Origin of the sequence: Maribacter aurantiacus, from assembly GCF_005780245.1 — a bacterium.
GTDB classification, from domain to species: Bacteria; Bacteroidota; Bacteroidia; order Flavobacteriales; family Flavobacteriaceae; genus Maribacter; species Maribacter flavus.
Genome location: NZ_VBUK01000001.1, coordinates 843,079 through 866,675, shown reverse-complemented (window position 1 = coordinate 866,675; position 23,597 = coordinate 843,079). Strand labels below are relative to the sequence as shown.

Genomic DNA, 23,597 nt, shown 5'->3' with positions numbered 1-23,597 from the left:
AATGAACAGAACAATGTACCAATTCGCTTTATTGGCGATATACTTTTTATTTCAGATAGACGGAAGCAAATTACAGGCACAGCAGACTCCTTTGTTCGCTGAGTATAATTACAATCCGTATCTCATCAATACGGCCTATGCGGGACTGGCACCTAGCACGGAAGTCTCCTTGAGCAACACCGGGTTTTTCAATCAGGTGGAGGGAAGTCCGCGTAGTTTTGCCTTAAGCCTCCATACCCCTTTGAACCGGGGAAAAGTAGGTTTGGGAGCGGGGTTCATTAGGGACGAGATCGGGGTTACCACATCTACCAATGCTTTTGCGACCTATTCCTATAAAATATTCTTCGATACCAAGAAAAATAGGCCTTATTGGCAGGTGTATACGCCCAACTCCCTTTCTTTTGCCATCACGGGAGGGCTACAGCAATACCAGGACAATCTCCTCGATCTGGGTATTGTTGGTGATCCCAATTTCGCCCAGAACATCAATGCATCCATACCCACGATAGGCTTGGGAATATTATTGAATCTGGCAGATTTTCTTTTGGGCTTTTCGGCTCCCAATGTATTGGGGGACACCTTGGCTACGGATGACAATCTAGATCTTTCCAATGCATATTACGGATATTTTGGTTACCGATTCTATTCGAACATCTTTGAAGAAATCATGATCAAACCCAATGTGCTGGCCAAATATGAAAACGGCGCTCCGTTTCAAGTGGATTTTAACATCGCCATGAGCTATAAAAATAGGTTCGAGTTGGGCACTGGGTACCGCACCAATTCTTCCATAAACTTGTTGGCCGGAGTGTATCTCTTAAAAAACATACGTGCCATTTATAACTACAACTTGGCCTTTAACAACAATCCGCTTGGAAACACCCATGGGATCGTGGTGAGCTATCTTTTTGGCGAAGGGTATCATAGGGATTGATAGCTCTTCCTTGATTCAAGCATGGAACTGAATAACGGCTTTGAATTCGGGAATTTCGGTAGTCCGGTTTTAAAACCCCATGGATAAAACACGGATATATTTTATCTTAGGCCGATATATTGTAAGCCAAACGAATCCATGATCAAATATCCCTGCAAATCCATCAGTACTGTTTTCATTCTTTTTTTATGCTCGCTTTCCTTGGTATCACAGGATACCTATGTTAGAAATGCATCGGTCGATATAAAGAAATATATATTCAATTTACAGCTAAACGACACTACCAATATTATTGCAGGAGAGGCGGAAATCCATGTGGATTTTGAAAAAGAATCGGTTCCCTTTCAATTGGACCTTATAGGATATTCCGGCAAGTACGGAATGAAAATTTCGAATGTTTCCGAAGCGGGAAAACCTGCGGACTATGTTTTTGAAAACAATAAAATTACCATCACCCCTAATCAATCCATTCCCTTATCTCAGGTATATACGGTAATCTATCATGGCATACCTGAAAGAGGCTTGGTGATAGACACTACCAAGTTTGGCCAACGTTCCTTCTTTGGTGACAACTGGCCCAATTTAGCCAGACATTGGTTACCTTCCGTTGATCATCCGTACGACAAGGCTTCCATTGAATTTAAGATTACCGCCCCGGACCATTATGATGTGGTAGCCACGGGCGAAAAAATTGAGGAAAGCTATCTTGATAATGACACAAAATTGACCATTTATAGGGAACCTGCGCCCGTTGCCATGAAGGTCGTAACCATTGGGGTCACAAGATTTGCCAGTAGGTTGTTGGGGGAAGTGTATGATATTCCCGTTACGGCATGGGTGTATCCGGAGAATCGTCTGGAGGGCTTTTCGGATTATGGCGTTGCCACGAAAGTCCTCCGATATTTTATTGAACAAATAGGTCCGTACTCCTATGCCAAACTGGCCAATATGCAAGCAAAGACCCAGTGGGGAGGCCTTGAAAACGCGGGAACCATTGCCTATTTTGAAAATTCGGTCAACGGGAAAAATGAAGTCGAGGGACTCATTGCCCATGAGATAGCGCATCAGTGGTTTGGAAATTCTGCTTCGGAAAAGGATTGGAACCATGTGTGGCTTAGTGAAGGTTTTGCAACCTACTTCGCCATTTTGTACCAAAAGAGCGTTTACGGGGACGAAAAAAGAAAAGAGGAACTGCTTTTGGACCGAAACCAAATATTGGATTATTACAAGAAAAACCCATCGCCCATCGTAGACCCTAGCATTAAGGACCCAATGAAGGTCCTGAGCGTGAATACGTACCAAAAAGGGGGCTGGGTGCTTCATATGCTCAGGCGGGAATTAGGGGACACCTTGTTTTGGGAAGGCATTGTAGCCTACTATAAAAAATACCAAAACTCCAATGCACTAACGGAAGATTTCAAAACCGTAATGGAAGAAATTTCAGGAAAAAATCTGGATACCTTTTTTCAGCAATGGATATACACAAAGGGTTATCCAGAAATAAAATGGGGATGGAATTATGAGAAAAACAAGCTTTTTGTAGACATAGAACAGGTGCAGGAACATGCTACCTTTTCCTTTCCTTTGGAAATTCAAATTGGAAATGAGCAGGGAAGAACCTTTACATTGGACGTGGTAGGCAAAAAAACCATTTTTGAAATACCCATGAAAGAAGCTCCCAAGTCCTTGACCTTAGACCCAAATGTCTGGTTGTTGTTTGAGGAAAAATCGTAATTGGGTCCCAAAAAAATCTTTCAGAAATATTATCTTACATACGTCATGGGTAACTTAGGTCCATGAAAAAAATTGGTATAATTATAGGGGTAGTAATTCTCATTTTTATTTTGCTTACCTATATCTCTGTTTCCTCTACCGAAAAGGAAAGTAAAACTTCCATAGTTCTGAATATCGAAGATTTAAAATCTATGGATTTTTCCAGAATAGATTCGGTTCTTATTGCCCCAACTACACTGTATAAAGCAAATAAATTAAAAACGATAATGCAAGGACAGCAATATCGTAAAGTATGGTCCACACCCTTTCAATTTCCAATATTACAATTGGACACTTTACATGGAGGTGCCAAGATTTTGGAGGAAGGCGGTGGAAAACAAACCCATAGTCTCAAACTAGAAACCAAAGATGGGTATATTTTTACCCTAAGAAGCATAAATAAAAATCCAGAACCATTAGTTCCAAAATGGGCAAAAACTCTTGGTTTAGAGAATATAATTGTTGATGGGATTTCCGCCCAGCATCCATATGCCGCCATAGCGGTGGCTAAATTGGCCGAAAAGTCAAATCTCTTGCATACCCAGCCAAAAGCTGTTTTTCTTCCTAGACAAAATGCTTTGGGTACTTACAACAAAGACTATGGCAATAAAATTTACTTGCTGGAACATGAAACGGATGGAGGAAAAAATTGGACACCCTTTAAACAGGTAAAAGAAATTGTGGATACAGAAAAACTACAAGAATCGAAAATGGAATTGGGTGCTATGCTAAAGATAGACAAATCAGCATTTATTAGAGCTAGGCTATTGGATATTGTAATCGGCGATTGGGACCGCCATTCCAAGCAATGGGGGTGGGTAGTGATTGAAAATGAGACTGGTCATATGGCAATACCACTTGCGGGGGATAGGGACAATGCATTTTTTAGTATTGACGGAATCATACCCTCGATTATTTCAAACAAATATATATTGCCGGACCTCCAATCCTTCCAAGAAGATATAGATTATCTACCTGGATTAGTTATGCCCATTGATATTTATTTTCTAAAAAATACCTCCAGGGAAAATTTCATTAAAGAAGCGGACCTACTACAAAATAAACTTACGGATTTGGCTATTGAAGAAAGTTTTAAGGCTTGGCCAAATTCCATATTTGAATTGGACGGTGAAGAAATTATCAACTCTATTAAATCAAGAAGAGATAAACTTCCCCAAATAGCAAATGAATTTTACGAAATCATAAAAGATAAAGATTACCTAACAGAGCCTCTTAAAGGTTCAGAAGATTTAAAACTACCTAGTTCCTTGATTAGATGTTTTGATTGTCCCTGATTTGGACTTAGAGTGTTTTCTTTTTCTGTTTTTCAAGTATTTATAGCCAATATACCCAAGTTGAGCTCCAATCAATATTAATTTTGTCTTCCTGCTTTTTACCAAAAGTTTAGCAAAACCTAATACGGGTGATATATTCATGATTTGTCCTTTTTGACAATTTCGCATAATTGACAAAAAGAAGCTACCACATTCAAATCAAAGTTTGGTTCAAAAACCTTTCCCTTTGATTAGAAGATTATGAATAAATGTCAATTTTGACTTTACAGGCTCTGATATTACAAAAGGGTAGGCATCGTCCTTTCCCATAGACCTGTTCATACTGTTCAATGTATAAAACAATGGAATCGCAGTTCGTAAAATAGCTTGAAAATCGTTCTCCATGTAAGGGTCGAAATTGGCATTCACGTCCAGGTCATTTGTCCCTCTCAATTTCGGGTATGTTTTTAGTCCAAAATTATATGCGGTTTCCAAAGTATCCATTAGATGGAGATAATGAGACCAGGTTTCTGCCCAATCTTCCCAAGCATGTGAAGATGCGTATTTGCTAATGTGAAAATTCTGCCAATCATGACGTGGGCCGTTGGTATAATAATTCTGTAAGGAATTCTCGTAAGAAATGGATTCGTCACCAAAAATTTCCCGAAAGTTTGACAACGTAACTTTATCATTGCGTATCAAAACATCCCAGTAATAATGACCTACTTCATGTCTAAAATGACCAAGTATCGTTCTGTAACGCTCTTCCATATTTTGCTTAACCTTTTCCCTAACAACGGCATCCGCCTCAGATATAAGAATCGTAATAACACCGTTGGCATGTCCAGTTTTTAGGTTGTCCCTGTTTTTTGGAGATAGGAAATCGAAACATAGTCCCTCGACAAAATTTTCCTTTTTGTTGAAAATGGGTAACCTTAATCGTAGGAGCTGATAAACGAGCCTGTGCTTTGCGATCTCAATTTTCTTCCAACTTTCCTGGTTCTTTATTATGGATAAATCAGGTATGGTCCTATTTAATGAACAGGCAAGACAAAATCCGGAAGGGCTGTCTAGGGGGACCAGCCAATTGCAGGTTCCATGTTGGCTATTGACACAATACTTGTATTGCCCATCGCCCAGGGAGGGTGTGTTCCATTGTGAAAGATTTGGGGAAAGGGAAACCATTTGATTATAGAACGAACTATAGGCCAGGTAATATCCGCAGGAAACACATCTATTATTTTCAAAAACAATTGAATTTCCACAGTTGGAACATTGGAATAATTTCATAGAAACTTAGGCATGGGCTACATTCATTTTATCATCTTAAAATTAATGACCTCCTGCTCGGTCAAGTATCTCCAATGACCTCTGGGTAAATCCTTTTTTGTGAGACCTCCATACACCACACGATCCATTCTTGCGATGGTATACCCCAATTGCTCAAAAAGTCTGTTTACAATTTTATTTCTGGAACTATAAATCTCTATGCCCACTTCCCTTTTTGGGGCATCGTCTATAAAACTGATATCCTGTACTTTGACGACCTTCTCATCCACCACCACGCCTTCCTGGATCTTTACCAGGTCTGCGTTTCTAAGATCTTTGTCCAATACCACATGATAAATTTTTCGCAATCCGTTGATAGGACTTTTAAGGCGTTTGGTCAAATCTCCGTCGTTGGTAAAAAGAAGAAGTCCGGTATCTTCCTTGTCCATTTTGTCAACTGGGAGTAGTTTTGATTTTGATGCACTGGATATCAATCCGGAAACATGACGTTTGCCCTTTTCGTCGCGAATGGTTGTGGAGAAATCCTTCGGTTTGTTCAAAAGCACGTATTCCTTTTTTACGGGATTCAACAACTGTCCGTCAAACCTAACTTCATCAGAAAGTTTCACTTTGTAGCCCATTTCGGTAACGGGTTTCCCGTTTACGGTAACATTTCCCGCAGAAATATAGATATCCGCATCCCTTCTGGAACAGACCCCGGAATTGGCTACATATTTGTTCAGGCGGATGGAGTTGGGGTCGCTTACCTGTTTTGGAGCGGTGTTTTTCTTGATAGGCGCATTGCCCCTAGCGTAACTTTTTTTCCTAAAAGTCCCCCCTTGTCTTCCCGATGCTTTATCCCCTTTGTTTGACTCTCCCCTACTCATAACGGTTTTATTTTGGACAAAGGTAAGAAAGGCGAGCCAATGCGTACACTAATTCCTGTACGTATCAAATATTATATTAAATAAGTACTTCTATATATTGAAGAAAATGAAAACATCCAATACTAAGGATTAAAGAATGCGATTTAAAACCAAGTCTACATCGATCAAGAGAATACTAAAAACGCCCACCACAATGACCAGTTTCAGGATGTTGTGCAGCCACAAAAAATGCTTTCGGGTGCTTGATTTAAAGAGGATGCCTAAAAAGAGCATAAAAAGAAGGATACATCCGGCAAAATAATAGTTCATATACCCCACATCGAACTTAAAAATCAGCAATAAGGCAGGTATCAGGGTCAATAACATCAGTATCGCTATCAGGAATTTGGACACGTTGACCCCATAAATAATGGGTATGGTTCGGTAATTTTGGGCGACATCCCCAGAAATATTTTCCAAATCCTTGATCAATTCCCGCGCCAATATCAACAAAAAGAGAAACATCGCATGCACAAAAATGACGGTTTCAAAATTCTTGTAGTACACAAAAACCGCAAAAAAGGGGGTGATTGCCAATGTAGCCGATACAAAGTTGCCAAAGAACGGGATTTTCTTCACTTTGTGGGAGTAGAACCATATACCGAAAATATAGGCCGAAAAGAAAAGCACTGCCCGAAAAGAAACGTAACTGGCCGCAAAAACGGCCAAAAAATTCAAAACGAAGTAGGTGCTCAATTTAAATCGCTGGCTCACCAAGCGGTCCAACATGGTCTTTCGGGGCTTGTTGATTAGATCTTTTTCCGCATCGTAAAAATTATTGATAATGTAGCCTGCGGCGATTACCAGAGCGGAAGCAATTACGATTACAAATAGATTTACATCAAAAACAACCTGTCTCAAGGGTAAATTTGGGGAAAGGATATAGATGGACGCCAGGTACTGTGCCAGAACGATCATCAAAAGATTATACCCACGTACCACGGAAAACAGACTCAATACTTTTAATAGCAAGAGTTTGTTTTTTCTACTAAGCATGAAAATGTTGGGTATATACTAGAAGTTGTAGACCACCTCCAATTTGTAATCCTTTAGGGCTTCCTGTGCTTTTTCAAAATCCTCTGTAAACCCAAGAAAGTAACCTCCGCCTCCAGAGCCACATAGTTTTAGATAGTAGTCATTGGTCTCGATTCCTTGTTTCCAAAGGTCATGAAATTTGGCGGGAATCATTGGTTTAAAATTATCCAATACCACATGGGAAAGCTTTTTCAAATTCCCGAAAAGTGATTTAATGTTACCGTTCACAAAATCCTCCACACAGGCATCGGTATGCTTAATAAATTGGTCTTTAAGCATATTCCTAAAGCCTTCATTCTTCATTTGTTCCATAAAGATTTGAACCATTGGGGCCGTTTCACCAATAGATCCACTGTCCAATAAAAATACGGCTCCCTTGCCTTCCAAATTTTGGGAGGGGATACTGGTAGATTCAATATTATCTTGGGAATTGATAAGTATAGGCAAACTTAAATAACTGTTCAAGGGGTCCAGACCGGATGACTTACCGTGGAAAAAGGATTCCATTTTACCAAAAATGAGCTTTAAAGATAAAAGCTTTTCCCGGGTCAGGTTCTCCAATACGGTAATCTTGTCCTTTGCATATTTATCGTAAATAGCCGCGACCAAAGCACCACTGCTACCTACTCCGTACCCTTGCGGGATGGAACTGTCAAAATACATGCCTTCCTCAATATCGGTATCCATCGCACTAAAATCAAAGGACACCAAATTTGGTTCCGTTATCGATAATTCCTTTAAATAGGACGCAAACTCACGCAACGCCTGATTGGATTTATTCGCCTTTTCAGAATCGTTATTGGTTTTCAAAGCACCTTTAAAAAAATTATACGGAATGGAAAGTCCTTTGGAATCCTTGATGATACCATACTCCCCAAAAAGAAGAATTTTTGAATAAAATAATGGTCCCTTCATTTGTTTAAGTAAACCGGCAACGCCTTAGACAATTTAAATATAGACAACTAATTTGCAACTTAGGTGCTATAACATCAAAAATATTATTTCAAATGCTTAAAATCCTACCTCAACAACGCTTGAATTGAATTAGAAGTGTAGCAATTAATTTAATTTTACCGCACCCTGCCCAATTCGATCACAAATATACTGCTGGTTTTCGCAGTATGCAACCAACTCATTCACAATAAATTGATTTACTTTTTCCTTTTCAGTTTCAGGATAAAGCACATGAACATTTGCACCTGCGTCCAAAGTGAAGCAAACATGTGATCCGGATTCCTCCCTAAACGCCCAAATTCTATTGATAATTTCCAGTGTATTAGGTTTCATCAAGACAAAATAAGGGTCTCCTGTCATCATAATGGCGTGCAAGGTCAACGCCTCACTTTCAATAACCTGTATAAATTCTTCCAAGTTGCCAGATTTTAAAATCGGTTTTAATCGGACCAAATTCCTATGCGCCTGCTGAAAACGTTGCTCGGCAAATGGATGCCCGTTGACCAAATCGTGCCCCACGGTACTACTTACCTGTTTTTGTCCTTTGTCCACTAAAAGGATGGTATCGTGATAGTTTTTGAAAATAGGGTGTACCTCCCCTTTATAGGGAATTCCGTATAAATCCGTACTGTCTGGAATTTCCTTATGGACACCCCAAGTTACCAAGGGTCCTTCCAAACTTCTACAGGCACTTCCAGAACCCAAACGCGCCAGAAAAGAGGCCTTTTTTATGAAGAAATCATCATCCATTCCAGGGTAAAGCATTCGTTCGATTTCCATGAGACAGAGGGCCAAAGCCGACATACCACTTGCCGATGAAGCGATGCCACTGCTGTGGGGAAACGAATTGGAGGTTTCTATGGTGAAGTGATATTCCGTTAAAAATGGACAATAGGGGCTTATACGTTTGAAGAAAGTCTCGATTTTTGGTCTGAAACTAGGCTTAGGGCTTCCCTCGAAAAAAAAATCAAAAGTAAATCCATGAGAAGGACTATCCAGTTTTTTAAATTGGATTTTGGTGGTTGTGGCACAGGCACTCAAGGTAAAGCTGATGGAAGGGTTTGCAGGAATCTGTCCTTCCCTTTTCCCCCAATATTTCACCAAGGCAATATTACTGGGAGATTTATAACCGACTTTCCCCGCTTCGATAAAAACCTTGGGCTTTGAAGGGATAAAATCTTTTTCTGTCATGAAGCCAACAATTTCCGCAAAGATAGTTTTTAGGAGGAGCAATAAAAATAAATGATTATTTTAGGGCATGAACACAGCCCTACTTAGAAAAAGACTCCCATTTGTTTTTATAAGTGTTACCGTGTGTCTCATAATTGGGTTCGTATCCAGTGTGGTTACCCAAAGTTCCGTGAACGATTGGTACCTTACGTTGAACAAGCCCGGTTTTAATCCCCCTAATTGGCTGTTCGCCCCTGTTTGGACTACACTGTATATCCTAATGGGCATTTCTGCAGGTTGGGTATGGGCCAAGGGTTTCCATCATAAATGGGTAAAGACCGCCCTATATCATTTTGGTTTTCAGCTTCTATTGAATGCCCTTTGGAGCATTGTATTTTTTGGGCTGCAATCGCCTTTTTGGGCCTTATTGGTCATCTTGACGCTACTGGTCATGATTGTATTTACCATAAAATGGTTTAGGCTGGTGAGCAAGATAGCGGCACTTCTGTTGCTACCATATTTGGCATGGGTCTGCTTCGCGACTATCTTAAACTACAAAATCTGGGAACTTAACTAGTTTCTCCCATTTCGATTAACTTCATCATCGTACGATAGTTTCTGGTGGTTGCCTGGACGTTTAATTTTCGTTCCACAAGATTGTTGTTCAATTTGGCGTTTCCATACCCATATTTGCAGCATAAATAGAGGCAATCTTCCACTAGCTCCCATGATTCGTCCGGATAGATTTCTTCCTTGAAAGAGGCTAATTTTTCCTTTTCCGGAGGACCGAAAAGCATGACAAAGTAAACCCTGTTGAACTCCAAATCCTCCTTTTTTGAAAAGGGATTATTGAGGATGATGTTTTGCAAATCGGGTAGGGACTTCACTAAAACGGGCACCTCAAAACCAAAATGGGCCCTAATGGTTTCTTCCAAAGTGACTTTTGCTTCTGGGGCCGAAACATGGGCTTCCTCAAAAATAATGTTGCCACTTTGTATATACGTACTAACGCCCTTAAACCCATTGTTGGTCAAGAGCGAACGCAATTCTGCCATGGGCACTTTCTTTTGTCCGCTCACGTTGATTCCCCTTAAAAAAGCGATTTGCTTGGGCATGTTTCTAGGTGTTATCAAAGCTATTTACGATTCCTTGGGCGGCCAAAAATCCGCCCGTCCAGGCATTTTGGAAATTAAATCCGCCCGTAATCGCATCAATGTTCAAAACTTCCCCCGCAAAGTACAAATTGGGGAGGACTTTGCTCTCAAAGGTCTTAAAATTGACTTCCTTTAGGTCTACGCCCCCGGCGGTCACAAATTCCTCCTTAAAGGTACTTTTCCCGTTCACAAAAAAAAGACCTTGTGTCAGTTGAGTCGTTAATTCCTGTAATTGGGCCTTGGTGACGTCTGGCCATGTAACATTGTCATCGATACCGGAAGCCCTTACCAAATTGGTCCAAAGTCTTTTAGGGATATCCAAGACCTTGGTCCGTAGAACGGTCTTTTTTTCCACCAGCTTAACCTTCAATAACAATTCCAGGAGTCCGGCCGGATGGTATTCCGGCACCCAATTGACCTTAATTTTGAACTCGTATTTATAGGAATCCAAAATTTGGGCTCCCCAAGCGGAAAGTTTCAAAATTGCCGGACCGCTCATGCCCCAGTGGGTAATCAACAAAGGACCTTCCGAAGAAAGGATTTCACTTTGGGAGGCGTTGTCGGTATTCCTTCGGGATTTAATTTTGTCCAAAACGGCAACTTCGGCGTGCGTACTTATCCCTGGAATATTTTTGATGCGTTCGTCCTGAATGTTAAACGTAAACAAGGAAGGAACTGGACTCACGATGTTGTGGCCCAACCTATGCAACAAATCCCAAATTTTGGGATTACTGCCCGTAGTTACCAATAGTTTTTTGCACTTGTACGTTTTTTTGGTGGTGTTGACTTGCCAGTAATCGTCTTTTGCGGAAGTAATATTTTCAAATCCCGTAACGGTACAAATCCTAAAAATTTTTACACCCAATCTTTCCGCTTCGGAGGTAAAACAATCGATAATGGTCTGTGAGGAGTCGGTTGTTGGAAACATTCTGCCATCCTCCTCAATTTTTAGGGGGATACCCCTTTTTTCAAAAAATCCGATGGTATCGCCTGTGGCAAAACTGTGAAAAGGACCTAACAATTCCTTTTCCCCTCTTGGATAATTGGACGCAAGGTCCGCGGGATTGAACTCGGCATGGGTAACGTTACATCTTCCACCGCCCGAAACCTTTACTTTGGTCAACACCTGTTTTCCGCGTTCCAAGATGGCGATTTTTACGTTGGGCCTAGCTTCGGCGATATGGATGGCCGCAAAAAAACCGGCCGCCCCGCCCCCGACGATGACCACATCGAACATTATTGTAGCCTTTCCGGGTAGTTGGTAATGATTCCGTCGACCCCAATACGCTTCATGGCGTCAATATCAAAATCCTCGTTGACGGTCCATACGTAAATTTTGAGTCCGGCTTCCCTAATTTTATTCGCAGTTTCCAAATCCAGATTTTTAAAATAGGGATTTATGGCAACCGCGTTCAGCTCCTTGGCCACGGGAATGGCGTCCACCGGGTTTTCCTCGGTCAACACCGCTATCTGTACATTAGGGTTCAGTTTTCGCATTTCCCGTAACTCGTCCCATTTGAAACTGGAAATGATAAAATTTTCGGGCGACCATCCTTGTTTCTCAATGTAATAGTTCATGATATGGTTGACCTTATCGGCTGTATCTTCCCCTTTTAATTCGATGTTTAAAGCGACTTTATTGTCTATCAATTTGAGGACATCCTGTAACATGGGTATTTTATGTCCCCCATTTACTATTAATCTGCTTAGGTCGAAAATGTTGTATTCCTCGATCTTTCCCGGGCCGTTAGTCAATCTGTCCACCGTTTCGTCATGGAAAACAACGATTTCCCCGCTCTGTATCTTGAACACATCGATTTCTATCATATCAACGCCCAAATCCATGGCTTTCTGAACGGAAGCCAAGGTATTTTCGGTCTCATGCCCCATGGCACCCCTATGCCCTATTACCAAAGGTTGATTCATATTGCAGGAAGATAATAGTATCCCAAATACCAAGGTTAATAATACTCTTTTCATTTGCTCTCTATATATCGTTTTTATCAGTCAAATATAAGTAACCCTGTTGATAGATATCAGGAGGATTGATCACATATTTATAAAACTTCAAAAATAAAGGACTCCAATGGGTCCAGATGCACATCTATATGCCCTTCATTATTAATGATTTTCAAGGTATATGTTTTTCCGTACAGTGTATCCCTTAAATCGTAGGCAGCTTTATTGAACCCCCATGATTGCAAGATCTCTGGCGGAACTTTTAAATCGAAGGAAAAAGAATCGGTCACATCAAAATTAACGATGATGATCAATTTTTGATTTTTGGACCATCGCACATACGAAAGCACCCTATGGTTATAACCTTTTGTACGCTCCTTGTTGTAAAAATGAATTTCCCTATATTTTCCCATTAGGGCTTCGCTTTCCAAGGTGAAATTCAACAACCTCTTATAAAAATCACGCAATTCCCGCTCCTGTTGGGTCAATTGACCCCCGTCAAATTTTTTATTGTTCAACCATCGCTGATGATGTGGCACGCCCACATAATCAAAAATGGAAGTTCTGGAAGCGCTTCCAAACCCGGGATTTTCAGCGGCAGGTTCTCCCACTTCCTGTCCGAAATAGATCATGGTGGGGGAAGTACTGATGGTGGCGGAAACCACCATGGCCGGTTTTGCTATTTCGGCCTTGCCCACAAATTTCGGACTCGCAATACGCTGTTCGTCGTGGTTTTCCAAGAAATGGAGCATGTGGTGTTCTATATCCTTCAGATTATTCTGCACTACCGGGATATGATCGGACCAACCATAGCCTTTCATGATATGTTTGAGGCCGTCATAAAAATCGACTTTATCGTACAAATAATCCATTTTCCCATTATGGATAAAGGTCCTGTAGAGATCTGGGTTATAGACCTCGGCCATTAAGAAAGCATCCTCGTTCCGCATCTTGATGTAGGAATTCATAAAGCTCCAAAATTCCACGGGTACCATTTCGGCCATGTCGTATCGGAAGCCATCCACTCCAAAATCCATCCAATACAGGGCAATGTCCCTAAATTTTATCCAGGAATCCGGAACGTCCCTATGCTGCCAAAACCGGAAATGTTCGGTATAATCCTTCTCCCCAAAATCATATGGCAGGAGGTCAAAATCCAAACCTCCATCGGGTCTTACCCCATAATTTACGCGTACGGTTTCGTACCAGTCGTTCATATCCGGCTTGGGACTTCTGGAACCGTTCCCTGTCCATTTGGCCGGATTTTCCTTGAGCGTACCGATGGATGTATGCTGTTCCCCGCCCAAGGGTTTATAGCCATCCTTCCAATCCGGCACTTCAAAACGGGCGCCGGGTATGTAATAAAAATCGTTGTTTTTCCGATACTCGTGATCGGTATCGTCATCGGCACCAAAACTGCGTACGCCATTGGGATTGGAGATACCTTGATAATCCCGGGCTACGTGATTGGGCACAATATCCATGATGACCTTCATACCATGTGCATGGGTCCTATCAACGAGCTCCTTGAATTCCTGTAACCTATATGCCGGATCCAGGGCCAAATCCGGATCCACATTGTAATAATCCTTTACGGCATACGGAGAACCTGCGCGCCCTTTGACCACGTTGGGGTCGTCATTGGAGATGCCATAGGCCGTATAATCCCTGATTACGGCGTGATGCGGAACACCGGTGTACCAAATGTGGGACACGCCGAGTTTCTTAATTTCGGATAAAGCCTTATCGGTAAAATCCGCAAACTTGCCCACCCCGTTCTCCTCGATGGTACCCCAAGGTTTGTTGGTGGTATTGGTATTTCCAAAAAGTCGGGTAAAAACGTGGTAGATAACGATTTTTCCTTGCATTTCAATTTCCTATTTCCAACAGATCGCTGGGAAGCCAAATTACGGGATTTTAGTTAACTTTTAAGGGCGTGTTGGGCAATAATTCATATGCTTCACCTCGCACCAGAATGGAAATTCCGTTGTCCCCGTTCAGTTCAAAGGTCAATTCGTTGGAAGCGACCTCTACCTTGATGATGCGGTTCCTAAAATTCACCTTAAAGGAATAAGCGTCCCATTGCTTTGGTATGCGGGGCTCAAAGGAAAGTGTATCATTGACCACACGCATACCCCCAAAACCTTCTACAATGCTCATCCAGGTACCAGCCATGGAGGTTATATGGAGTCCTTCCTCCACTTCTTTGTTATAATCGTCCAAATCCAATCGGGAAGTCCTCAAATAAAAGGTATACGCCTGCTCCATCCTTCCCAATTTTGCCGCCTGAATACTATGCACACAGGGCGACAAGGAAGACTCGTGCACGGTGAACGGTTCGTAAAAATCAAAATGCTTCTCCAGTTCCTCAGTGGTAAAATGATCCTCAAAAAAGTAGAACCCTTGTAGCACATCGGCCTGTTTTATATACGGCGAACGTAGAATACGGTCCCAGCTCCATTTTTGGTTAATAGGTCGTTCCGTTTTTTCCAAATCGCTCACCTTGACCAAATCCTTGTCCAAGAATCCGTCCTGTTGCAGGTATACGCCATGTTTCTCCGAATACGGGAAATACATGGAATCCGCCACTTTTTTCCAGGCATCGTATTCGGTAGGCGTAAGTTTGGTCTTGCCCATTATCCTTTTGTAATCCTCCGGATAGCCTTCCTTAACCTTGGTCAATTGTTCCAGGGTAAAATGGATACACCACTGGGCCAAGTAATTGGTGTACCAATTGTTGTTGACGTTATTTTCATATTCGTTGGGACCGGTTACCCCCAAAATGACATATTTGTTCCTGAAGGTGGAAAAATTCGCCCGTTGATGCCAAAAACGGGCAATACCAATGAGCACTTCCAAGCCCATCTCCGGTATATAGGAGTAGTCCCCTGTATATCGATAATAATTGTAAATGGCGAATGCGATGGCGCCGTTCCGGTGGATTTCCTCGAACGTTATTTCCCATTCGTTATGGCACTCCTCACCGTTCATGGTCACCATGGGATATAGGGCCGCCCCATTGGTAAACCCGAGTTTCTCAGCATTCTCAATGGCTTTTTCCAAATGGTTGTACCTATATTTCAATAATTTACGGGCAACCATTTCGTCCTTGGTGGCCATGTAAAAGGGAATACAGTAGGCTTCGGTATCCCAATACGTACTACCCCCATATTTTTCTCCTGTAAATCCTTTTGGACCTATGTTCAGCCTGGAATCCGTCCCTAAATAGGTTTGGTTCAATTGAAAGATATTGAACCGGATGCCCTGTTGGGCTTTCACATCGCCTTGGATGGTAATATCGCTCATTTCCCATATACCTGCCCAAGCCTCCTTTTGCTTTTTAAGCAAGTTTTCAAAGCCAAGCGACGAAGCCACGTCCAATACCTCGTTGGCAGCATCTACCAGTGCATCCTCGGGATGGTTTCTGGAAACGGTGTATCCCCCAAATTTTGTAAGGGTCAGTTTCTCCCCCTTTTCAGCTTTCTGCGAAAATCGTAAGGATACAAAGGTATCCTTGGATATATCCAAATTTCCGGGAACCGAAACACCTTTGTAATCCAAACTGGCCTGCATGAAAGTGCAGGTCTTGAAATTCGTTTTTAGGGTATGGGCTTCAATAAAGGCCCTGTTGCCTGATGAGGATACGTTGGTAGTGTTCCAGAATTTATCGTCCCAATTGCTATCCTCATTGGTGATACCGCTATCCAGATACGGAAGGAAAGTTATCTCTCCGCCTGTATTCTTCAAGGATATCTCAAATGAAATGGCCCCTACCTCGTCCAATGCCAAACTAAGGAATCTGGTAACAAGGACCTCAACTTGGGCGTCGTTGGCTAAAACCGCATCGTAGCTCCTTTTGTACCAACCTTCCTTCATATTAAGTTCGCGCCTAAAACCCGATACTTTCTTACAGGTAGCCAAATCGAGTTCGGTCCCATTTACCAGCACCTGTATACCAATCCAATTGGGCGCGTTCAAAACCTTGGCGAAATATTCCGGATAGCCATTTTTCCACCAGCCCACTCGGGTTTTATCCGGGTAGTAGACACCTGCGATATAACTGCCCTGGAACGTTCCCCCGGAATAGGCTTCCTCAAAATTGGCGCGTTGGCCCATGGCCCCATTTCCTATACTGAAGAGACTTTCGGAGGATTTTACCCTTTCCGCATCAAAGCCTTCCTCTATAACGGACCACTCGTTAGCTTGTATGTAATCCTGATTCATTATTTATTTGGGATAAAATTTTTGTTTCATTTTTAGTTAGCCGATACAGCCGATTTATGCTAGCAAGCCGTTCAAAAAATCGTCGGTCATTTCGGTGAAATCGTTGAAATTATAGTTCGCTTCGGTCAAGGTATTCGCATCCCCAATACCTATACTTGTCATTTGGGCATTGTTGGCTGCTTGTATTCCGGCCACTGCATCCTCAAAGACCACACAATCCTGGGGGGCTACTTGAAGATTTGTGGCGGCGATCAGGAATACTTCCGGATCTGGTTTCGCCTTGGTTACATTATTGCCATCAACAATACTCTCAAAATAGGGAAGCAACCCCACCTTTTCCAATATGGGCTTTGCGTTTTTACTTGCAGATCCCAAAGCGATTGGAGCCTTCTTATTTTTTAGAAATTCCAGGACACGCGGCACATCTGGTAAAATCTCCGATGCGTCCATCTTTGTTATATATTTCAAATAGTCCTCGTTCTTTTCGATCATCCAACGATCAAACTGCTCTTGACTGGCCTGGATGTTGCCTAATTCCAGAAGAATTTCCAGGCAGCGCTTTCGGCTTACCCCTTTAAAAAGTTCATTCTGTTGCAATGTAAATTCAAAACCTAATTCATTGGCCAGTTTTTTCCAAGCGAGGTAATGGTATTTAGCCGTATCCACGATAACGCCATCCAAATCAAAAATAAATCCTTTTTTCATGCGCTTAAAATTAGATTAATAGCTTTAATTAAAACATTTTCTATTTTAGTGGTATTTTACTTACCATAACAAGTCTCTCGCTAAGGGTCTTACAGATTTATATTTAAGGTCAACTATCCAAGATTTAAAAATTTCCCTCTTAATTTTGAAATAAAGGTTGCCTTACCCTATCCCTCGAAGAGGTTTTCATGCCGGCAAAAGTAACTAATTGATTGTGGATTCCCTATGGATGATAGTAGCGGATATCACTTCTGTTTTATGGTTTCCTTCCAAATCGTTTTCTATACGGTCTATCAACAATCTGGCAGCAGTTTCGCCCATGAGCTCTCCATGTTGGGCCACAGTCGTCAATTTGGGCGTTGAATATCTGGACAAAATTCCGTTAGTAAACCCAATGAAAGAAATATCCTCCGGCACTTTCTTTCCCTGCCTTTGAACCACGTCCATGCATTTGATCGCAAAAATTTCGTTTACGCAGAGTACGGCATCGATATCGTTGCTTTCGAAAAAGTCCCAAATTACCGTATCGTCCTCACTTTTGTAAGGCAAGGTCAAGACCAAGGCCTTGTCCACATCCAATCCGTTCATCTCCAGGGCCCGTTTATAACCCCTTGCCCGATCGAAACTTACATTAAAATAACCCTCCGTGGTTACCAACGCAATTTTCCTTTTTCCAGAACGGATCATGCCCTGTACCGCGTCATAAGCTATCTGCTCATCGTTCAAAATGACTTTATCGCATTCGATATCTTCTGTAACCCTATCAAAAAGGACCAAAGGAATACCTTGACCCAATACTTCCTTAAGATGGGTGTAGTCATTCTTTTCCTGAGTTTCCGCGGATAAGGACATTATAAAGCCATCGATACTACCATTGGCCAACAATTCCATGTTCAAAATCTCCTTTTCAAAGGATTCATCCGAAACACAAATCATGACATTATAACCCCTTTCGCCTGCGTAGTGTTCAATTCCCCTAAAAACAGTAGTAAAAAAATGATGGACAATATCAGGTATGATAACTCCTATATTCTTGGTCTTTTTGTTCTTAAGACTTAAGGCTATATTATTTGGTCGATAATTGTAAAGCTTGGCGAAAGCTTGAATCTTGTCCTTCGTATCCCTACTAATCTCTTCGCTGTTTTTCAAGGCCTTGGAAACAGTTGAAACTGAAACGTCCAATTCCTTCGCAATTTGTTTTAAAGTAACCCTTTTTTTCAATGTGTACGTGAAGTTCTAAGCTGAATTTTTTGGAATTTACACAAAATTTCAAACCTTAAATGAACGTGAACAATAAAATTGAAGATTAGATAATGTTAATAAGGGCTTAACGAAATTTAAAGAAAAATAAAATTTATATATTTGGCTAAAATTGCATTATTACATTAATAAGCCCTAACTTATTACGAATAGATTAATTAATAACTTGTATAATTAAGAATCCATAATTTAAAAAAGTTATTAACACGAAACCGTTTTCGTGAGTAAGCCTTTAGACTTACGATGTTCTTTATTGCTGTTTTTACATATTTTTAACGCTTGAATAAAATTAACTCAACTTAAATTAACATTTTATGAAGATTACGCTACTAAAATGCTTAGTTGTACTAGGAGCCTTTTTGACTTTTGGTATGGCTCAGGCTCAAGAGGTGTCTGGAACTGTTTCAGATGCTAGTGGTCCTCTTCCTGGGGCCAGTGTGGTCGTCAAAGGAACGACCAACGGAACTCAAACCGACTTTGATGGTAATTATACCATTGATGGTTTGGGTGATAATGCAGTATTGGTATTTAGCTACATTGGTTATAAAAACCAAGAAATACCAGTAGACGGTCAAACAACCATCGATGTAACCCTAGTGGAAGACACACAGGCATTGGATGAAGTAATTGTTGTAGGTTACGGTAACCAAGCAAAAAAGGAAATCACATCTTCAGTGGTAAGTGTTAGTACAGAAGACTTTAACCAAGGGGTGGTTCAGGAACCTACCCAGTTATTGCAAGGTAAGGTTGCCGGTTTGAGTGTTGTTAACAGAGGGGGAAACCCCAATGCCGAACCCGTTATACGGCTTAGAGGTATTTCTACCGTTGGAGGTAACCAACAGCCCCTAGTGGTAATTGACGGTATCTTGGGAGGTTCGCTAGCTAGTGTGGACCCAGCCGATATCGAGAATATTACCGTACTTAAGGATGGATCTGCCGCTGCAATCTATGGTTCACGAGGTTCTGCCGGTGTTATCGTAGTTACTACCAAAAGAGGTAAAGGCAATCAACCCTTACAAGTCACTTACAATGGACAAGTGGGTGTTTCTACCATTGCCAATCAAATAGACATAATGAATCGTGAAGAGTTTTTAGCTACTGGTGGTAATGATTTGGGAAGCGATACCGATTGGAGAGATGAGGTAACCCAAACAGGAGTTGCCCAAGTTCACAATATAGCAGCTTCTGGAGGTGGCGATGGTTTTAATTACCGTATTGCCGGTAACCTAAGGGATACCGATAATATCTTAATAAACACAGGTTTTCAACAGTTCAACCTTAGAACCAATTTCACCGGTTTTCTTTTTGACGATAAATTAAAGATTGATGTGAACGCTGCCTTTACACAGCGTGATTCACAAATAGGTTTTAACGAGGCAATGCGTTATGCCACCAGTTATAATCCAACCGCACCTATTTTCGGGGATGACGCGCCTTTTGCATTTAATTCTTCACAATTTGGTGGTTATTTTGAAACATTGGGGCTTTTCGACAGTTTTAACCCCGTTTCAATTGCCGAATTGAACAGAAACGATGCGGCCGCTACTACATTAAATTATGGTGTTAATTTAAATTATAAAGTTACAGATAACCTGACACTCAATCTGAATTATGCAGCACAAAACATTAAGAGGGATAATAACCAATACTATCCAACTACCAACTTGTGGAGAGGCAATGCTTTAAGTCCTACAAGACGTGGGCGTGCAGATTTTAGAAGCGAGGAAAGAAAATTTAGACTGTTGGAAGGTTATGCAGCCTACACTGGTTCTGCTGAAAAGTTTAATTACACGGTAACCGCAGGTTATTCGTTTCAAGAAAATGATTATAATTTCAATTACTTCCAAATTGGAGATTTCCCTCCAGGGGTAGATTTTGATTGGAGTAACAATATTAGTGTTGCACAAGACCTTTTGGAAGCTGGGCGAATCGTAGCTGACAGTGGCCGTGAAGACGGAGACCGTATTATTCGTTTCTTTGGTAGGGCCAATGTAACCTTTGATGATGCCATCTTCTTTGATGCTTCCATTGCTCGAGAAGGTTCCAGCCGATTTGGTTCTGAGAATCAATGGGGTATATTCCCATCGGTAGGTTTAGGTGCTGATGTGAATAAGTATTTGGAATTACCAAATGTTAATCTGTTGAAGGTACGTGCCGGTTGGGGTCTTACAGGGGCTATTCCACCTTCTGTAGGTCTTTACCAACAAATTTTCAACGTTCAAAATGGAGCCGATGGATTTAGCGGTGCAGCTACCACACAAGCTGGGGGTCGTGCTGCCAACCCAGACTTAAAATGGGAGGAAAAGTCCGAGTTCAACTTTGGGGTTGAATTTGCCATGGATCGCTTTGGAGCCACTGCAGATTACTTTGTTCGAGATATAAAAGACTTTATTACACTTGCAAACATAGATGCTGCAGAAAACAACGGATTCAGCCAAAGATGGCAAAATTCAGGTCAGTTAGGAGTAACAGGTATTGAGTTGTCCGCTAACTATGATGTTGTAAGAAATGATAAACTGAAGTATAATACGGGTCTAATCTTCACACACAACAAGAACATTTTGGAAGAGAATCCACAAGGAGACCAAGTTTTGGGTAACCTTGGCGCACCAGGTCAAAATAACACTTTCGTTGTACGTGTAAAAGAAGGCGAGGAAGTTGGACAAATTTGGGGGCCCGTTTTTTCAGGGGATGTTGATGCCAATGGAACGCCAATACTTGTAGATATTAACGGAGACGGTAATTTGGTTACCGGCCAAGGTAGTGCTTTGGACGATGATGCCGACTTTAGAGTATTGGGAAGTGGTATTCCAGATTTTGAATTGGGTTGGACAAACCAAATAAACTACGGTAATTGGGATGCCAATGTATTCTTTAGAGCCGTGGTAGGTCATAGTTTGGTAAATAGTTTCAGGGCCTTCTATGAACCCATCATTGGTTCACAAGCCTCCTACAACTTTGTAAATACCAGTTTGGCAAGGTCGGATATTAGAACAGCACAGTTTAGTGACTATTATGTAGAAAAAGCAGATTTCTTGCGTTTGGATAACATGTCCGTAGGCTATACCTTTGATATGAAGGAAGATAGCTATATTAAAGGTTTACGGTTGTCATTAGCCGGTCAAAATCTTTTTACAATCACTGGTTATACTGGCGTCGATCCAGAACCTTCTTTACAAGATGGTGGTTTGGGATTAAGTAATTTGGAAGGGTCTACTCCCAACCAAAATATACAACAGGTACAGGCGAACCCTCTAATTGCAGGTATCGAAAGAAGGGAAGCCTATTTTACAAGCACCACGATTACTTTAGGTGTTAATGTTAATTTCTAAAAAAAAACTATGAAACGTATACTAAAACTAACATTGGCAAGTGTAGCATTGATTGCCTACTCTTGTACTGATTTAGATGATGAATTGGAAGATACCGTTACCGAAGAATTCTCTATTGAAGGAGTTTCTGTAGGTGGTGGTGGTGCAGATGGAGGTCCTTTGTTGGCACCATTTGGAAGACTAAGGTCTGGATCTGCCGGCAACACGGGTTTCTTTGCTTCGCAAAGTGTACCTTCCGATGAAATGGCCGTAGGTCAAAAAGGAGGTGACTGGTTTGACGGTGGTATTTGGATTCAACTACACCGCCATACATGGGATGCTGCCCACGAAAGAATTGGTGAAGCTTGGAACGATGCCTATGGGGGAATCGGAGAGTGTAATATTGCTTTAGCCGGAGGTAATTTGAATACAAACCAAACCGCTCAGGTAAGAGCTTTAAGAGCTTATTTTTATTGGAGGTTATTAGATTTATTCGGACGTGTAAAAATCGTAACGGCACCGGGTGGTGATGCACCACAATCAGAACGTACTGAGGTATTTGATTTCGTAGAGAGCGAATTGTTGGCCGCTTTGGGGATTCCAGCAGTAACTGCAGGAATGGATTTATCCGGCAGTGACTTAGGAACTGAAGTCAATAATTATAGAATCAACCAGTATGCTGCATTGGGTCTATTGGCTAAATTGTACCTGAATGCAGAAGTATATACGGGCACACCAAGATACCAAGAAGCCGATTGGGCTGCATCCTACATCATTGACAACAGTCCATACATTCTTTGTGATGAGGGGTGCGTTGCACCAAACTTGTCGAAAAGGCCGGAAGTAGATTCTGACCCAGAGACTCTAGAAGGTTATGCAACCGTTTTCGCTCCTAATAATGAGAACAACCCAGAAATCATTTGGTCTATTGAATACAATAGTGTAGGGCTTGGGGGTATGAATTTTAATCAAATGACATTGCACGGCCCCAGCCAGTTGACTTACGGATTGGACGCCGCTCCGTGGAATGGATTCCAGGTTCTAGAGGAATTCTACAACAGTTATGAAGATGGGGATGCACGTAAAGAAGCAAATTTCTTGGTGGGTCCACAAACAGATTTCTCTGGGAATGCCTTAATTGATTTCGCATCGGATGACGATGATCTTCAAGTGGTTTACACTCCAGAAATCAACGAGTTGGAGCCCAATTCCATTAGACAATCAGGAGCCCGTATGAAGAAATTTAGTTTCGAAGTATTGGGAAGACAGGATATGAACAATGACTACCCAATTATACGATTGGGAGATGTTCACTTAATGCGTGGGGAAGCTCGTGCAAGGGCAGCTGGGGATTGGAGTCTTTCCTTGCCTGATGTCAATGCAATAAGAGCTAGAGCTGGGGTAGCACCGCTAACATCTATCGATGCAGCTGAATTCTTGGCGGAAAGAGGACGTGAAATGTTCCAGGAATCAAGCAGAAGAACAGATCAAATTCGTTTTGGAACCTTTGACGATGTGTGGTGGGAAAAAACCAACACGGATGCTTTTAGATCTTTGATGCCTATACCATTTTCACAAATCCAGGCTTCCAACGGAACCTTGACCCAGAATCCTGGATATTAAGAGATTTAGTAGTTATAATTTTGAAA

The 23,597-nt window shown here is 41.5% G+C and carries 18 protein-coding genes; 6 read left to right on the top strand and 12 right to left on the bottom strand.

Going from position 1 to position 23,597, the window contains the following annotated elements:
• Position 1 precedes the first annotated feature (1 nt).
• From FEK29_RS03700 to FEK29_RS03690, 3 genes are all read left to right on the top strand, one after another.
• A complete protein-coding gene (locus tag FEK29_RS03700; protein WP_138257029.1) occupies positions 2-934 on the top strand; it encodes a PorP/SprF family type IX secretion system membrane protein in 933 nt (310 codons plus the stop codon).
• Positions 935-1,072: 138 nt separating this feature from the next.
• Positions 1,073-2,668 carry a M1 family metallopeptidase gene (locus FEK29_RS03695; RefSeq protein WP_138257028.1) on the top strand — a complete coding sequence of 532 codons (1,596 nt, stop codon included), beginning with the start codon at positions 1,073-1,075 and terminating at the stop codon, positions 2,666-2,668.
• A gap of 62 nt (positions 2,669-2,730) precedes the next feature.
• Positions 2,731-4,002 carry a hypothetical protein gene (locus FEK29_RS03690; RefSeq protein ID WP_240042652.1) on the top strand — a complete coding sequence of 424 codons (1,272 nt, stop codon included), beginning with the start codon at positions 2,731-2,733 and terminating at the stop codon, positions 4,000-4,002.
• 210 nt (positions 4,003-4,212) lie between these two features.
• Here the strand turns inward: FEK29_RS03690 and FEK29_RS03685 are convergent, their stop codons facing one another.
• The 5 genes from FEK29_RS03685 to FEK29_RS03665 all read right to left on the bottom strand — a co-directional run bounded on the left by FEK29_RS03685 (position 4,213) and on the right by FEK29_RS03665 (position 9,356).
• Positions 4,213-5,271: a zinc-binding metallopeptidase family protein gene (locus tag FEK29_RS03685; RefSeq protein WP_138257027.1), complete on the bottom strand. Its 1,059-nt coding sequence runs from the start codon at positions 5,269-5,271 to the stop codon at positions 4,213-4,215.
• 23 nt (positions 5,272-5,294) lie between these two features.
• Positions 5,295-6,137, bottom strand: coding sequence for a pseudouridine synthase (locus FEK29_RS03680; protein ID WP_138257026.1), 843 nt, complete (start codon positions 6,135-6,137; stop codon positions 5,295-5,297).
• A 129-nt stretch (positions 6,138-6,266) separates the two neighbouring features.
• Positions 6,267-7,172, bottom strand: a complete 906-nt coding sequence (locus tag FEK29_RS03675; protein WP_138257025.1) for a geranylgeranylglycerol-phosphate geranylgeranyltransferase — start codon at positions 7,170-7,172, stop codon at positions 6,267-6,269.
• An 18-nt stretch (positions 7,173-7,190) separates the two neighbouring features.
• The gene (locus tag FEK29_RS03670) at positions 7,191-8,126 is read right to left on the bottom strand and encodes a mevalonate kinase family protein (protein ID WP_138257024.1); all 936 of its coding nucleotides are present in this window, start codon (positions 8,124-8,126) and stop codon (positions 7,191-7,193) included.
• A gap of 144 nt (positions 8,127-8,270) precedes the next feature.
• Positions 8,271-9,356, bottom strand: a complete 1,086-nt coding sequence (locus FEK29_RS03665; RefSeq protein WP_138257023.1) for a diphosphomevalonate/mevalonate 3,5-bisphosphate decarboxylase family protein — start codon at positions 9,354-9,356, stop codon at positions 8,271-8,273.
• Between the two features lie 67 nt (positions 9,357-9,423).
• On the opposite strand from FEK29_RS03665, the gene FEK29_RS03660 reads away from it, so the two are divergent.
• A complete protein-coding gene (locus FEK29_RS03660; protein WP_138257022.1) occupies positions 9,424-9,912 on the top strand; it encodes a TspO/MBR family protein in 489 nt (162 codons plus the stop codon).
• Here FEK29_RS03660 and FEK29_RS03655 read toward each other — a convergent pair.
• The 7 genes from FEK29_RS03655 to FEK29_RS03625 form a co-directional block, all read right to left on the bottom strand.
• A complete protein-coding gene (locus FEK29_RS03655; RefSeq protein ID WP_138257021.1) occupies positions 9,905-10,450 on the bottom strand; it encodes a DUF1697 domain-containing protein in 546 nt (181 codons plus the stop codon). The two genes, FEK29_RS03660 and FEK29_RS03655, sit on opposite strands and share 8 nt — an antisense overlap.
• A 4-nt stretch (positions 10,451-10,454) precedes the next feature.
• Positions 10,455-11,726 (bottom strand): BaiN/RdsA family NAD(P)/FAD-dependent oxidoreductase, encoded by a 1,272-nt coding sequence (locus FEK29_RS03650; RefSeq protein ID WP_138257020.1) that lies wholly within the window; start codon positions 11,724-11,726, stop codon positions 10,455-10,457.
• The gene (locus tag FEK29_RS03645) at positions 11,726-12,469 is read right to left on the bottom strand and encodes a glycerophosphodiester phosphodiesterase (protein WP_138257019.1); all 744 of its coding nucleotides are present in this window, start codon (positions 12,467-12,469) and stop codon (positions 11,726-11,728) included. Before FEK29_RS03645 ends, FEK29_RS03650 begins: the two co-directional genes overlap by 1 nt.
• A 77-nt stretch (positions 12,470-12,546) precedes the next feature.
• Positions 12,547-14,316: an alpha-amylase family glycosyl hydrolase gene (locus FEK29_RS03640; protein ID WP_138257018.1), complete on the bottom strand. Its 1,770-nt coding sequence runs from the start codon at positions 14,314-14,316 to the stop codon at positions 12,547-12,549.
• 49 nt (positions 14,317-14,365) lie between these two features.
• The gene (locus tag FEK29_RS03635; protein WP_138257017.1) at positions 14,366-16,672 is read right to left on the bottom strand and encodes a glycoside hydrolase family 65 protein; all 2,307 of its coding nucleotides are present in this window, start codon (positions 16,670-16,672) and stop codon (positions 14,366-14,368) included.
• A gap of 54 nt (positions 16,673-16,726) precedes the next feature.
• Positions 16,727-17,377 carry a beta-phosphoglucomutase gene (gene pgmB, locus FEK29_RS03630; protein ID WP_138257016.1) on the bottom strand — a complete coding sequence of 217 codons (651 nt, stop codon included), beginning with the start codon at positions 17,375-17,377 and terminating at the stop codon, positions 16,727-16,729.
• Positions 17,378-17,581: 204 nt separating this feature from the next.
• Positions 17,582-18,598 carry a LacI family DNA-binding transcriptional regulator gene (locus FEK29_RS03625; protein ID WP_138257015.1) on the bottom strand — a complete coding sequence of 339 codons (1,017 nt, stop codon included), beginning with the start codon at positions 18,596-18,598 and terminating at the stop codon, positions 17,582-17,584.
• 353 nt (positions 18,599-18,951) lie between these two features.
• Between FEK29_RS03625 and FEK29_RS03620 the strand changes: the two genes are divergently transcribed.
• Positions 18,952-21,969: a SusC/RagA family TonB-linked outer membrane protein gene (locus FEK29_RS03620; protein ID WP_138257014.1), complete on the top strand. Its 3,018-nt coding sequence runs from the start codon at positions 18,952-18,954 to the stop codon at positions 21,967-21,969.
• 9 nt (positions 21,970-21,978) lie between these two features.
• A complete protein-coding gene (locus FEK29_RS03615; RefSeq protein ID WP_138257013.1) occupies positions 21,979-23,571 on the top strand; it encodes a RagB/SusD family nutrient uptake outer membrane protein in 1,593 nt (530 codons plus the stop codon).
• The last annotated feature ends 26 nt before the right edge of the window (positions 23,572-23,597 follow it).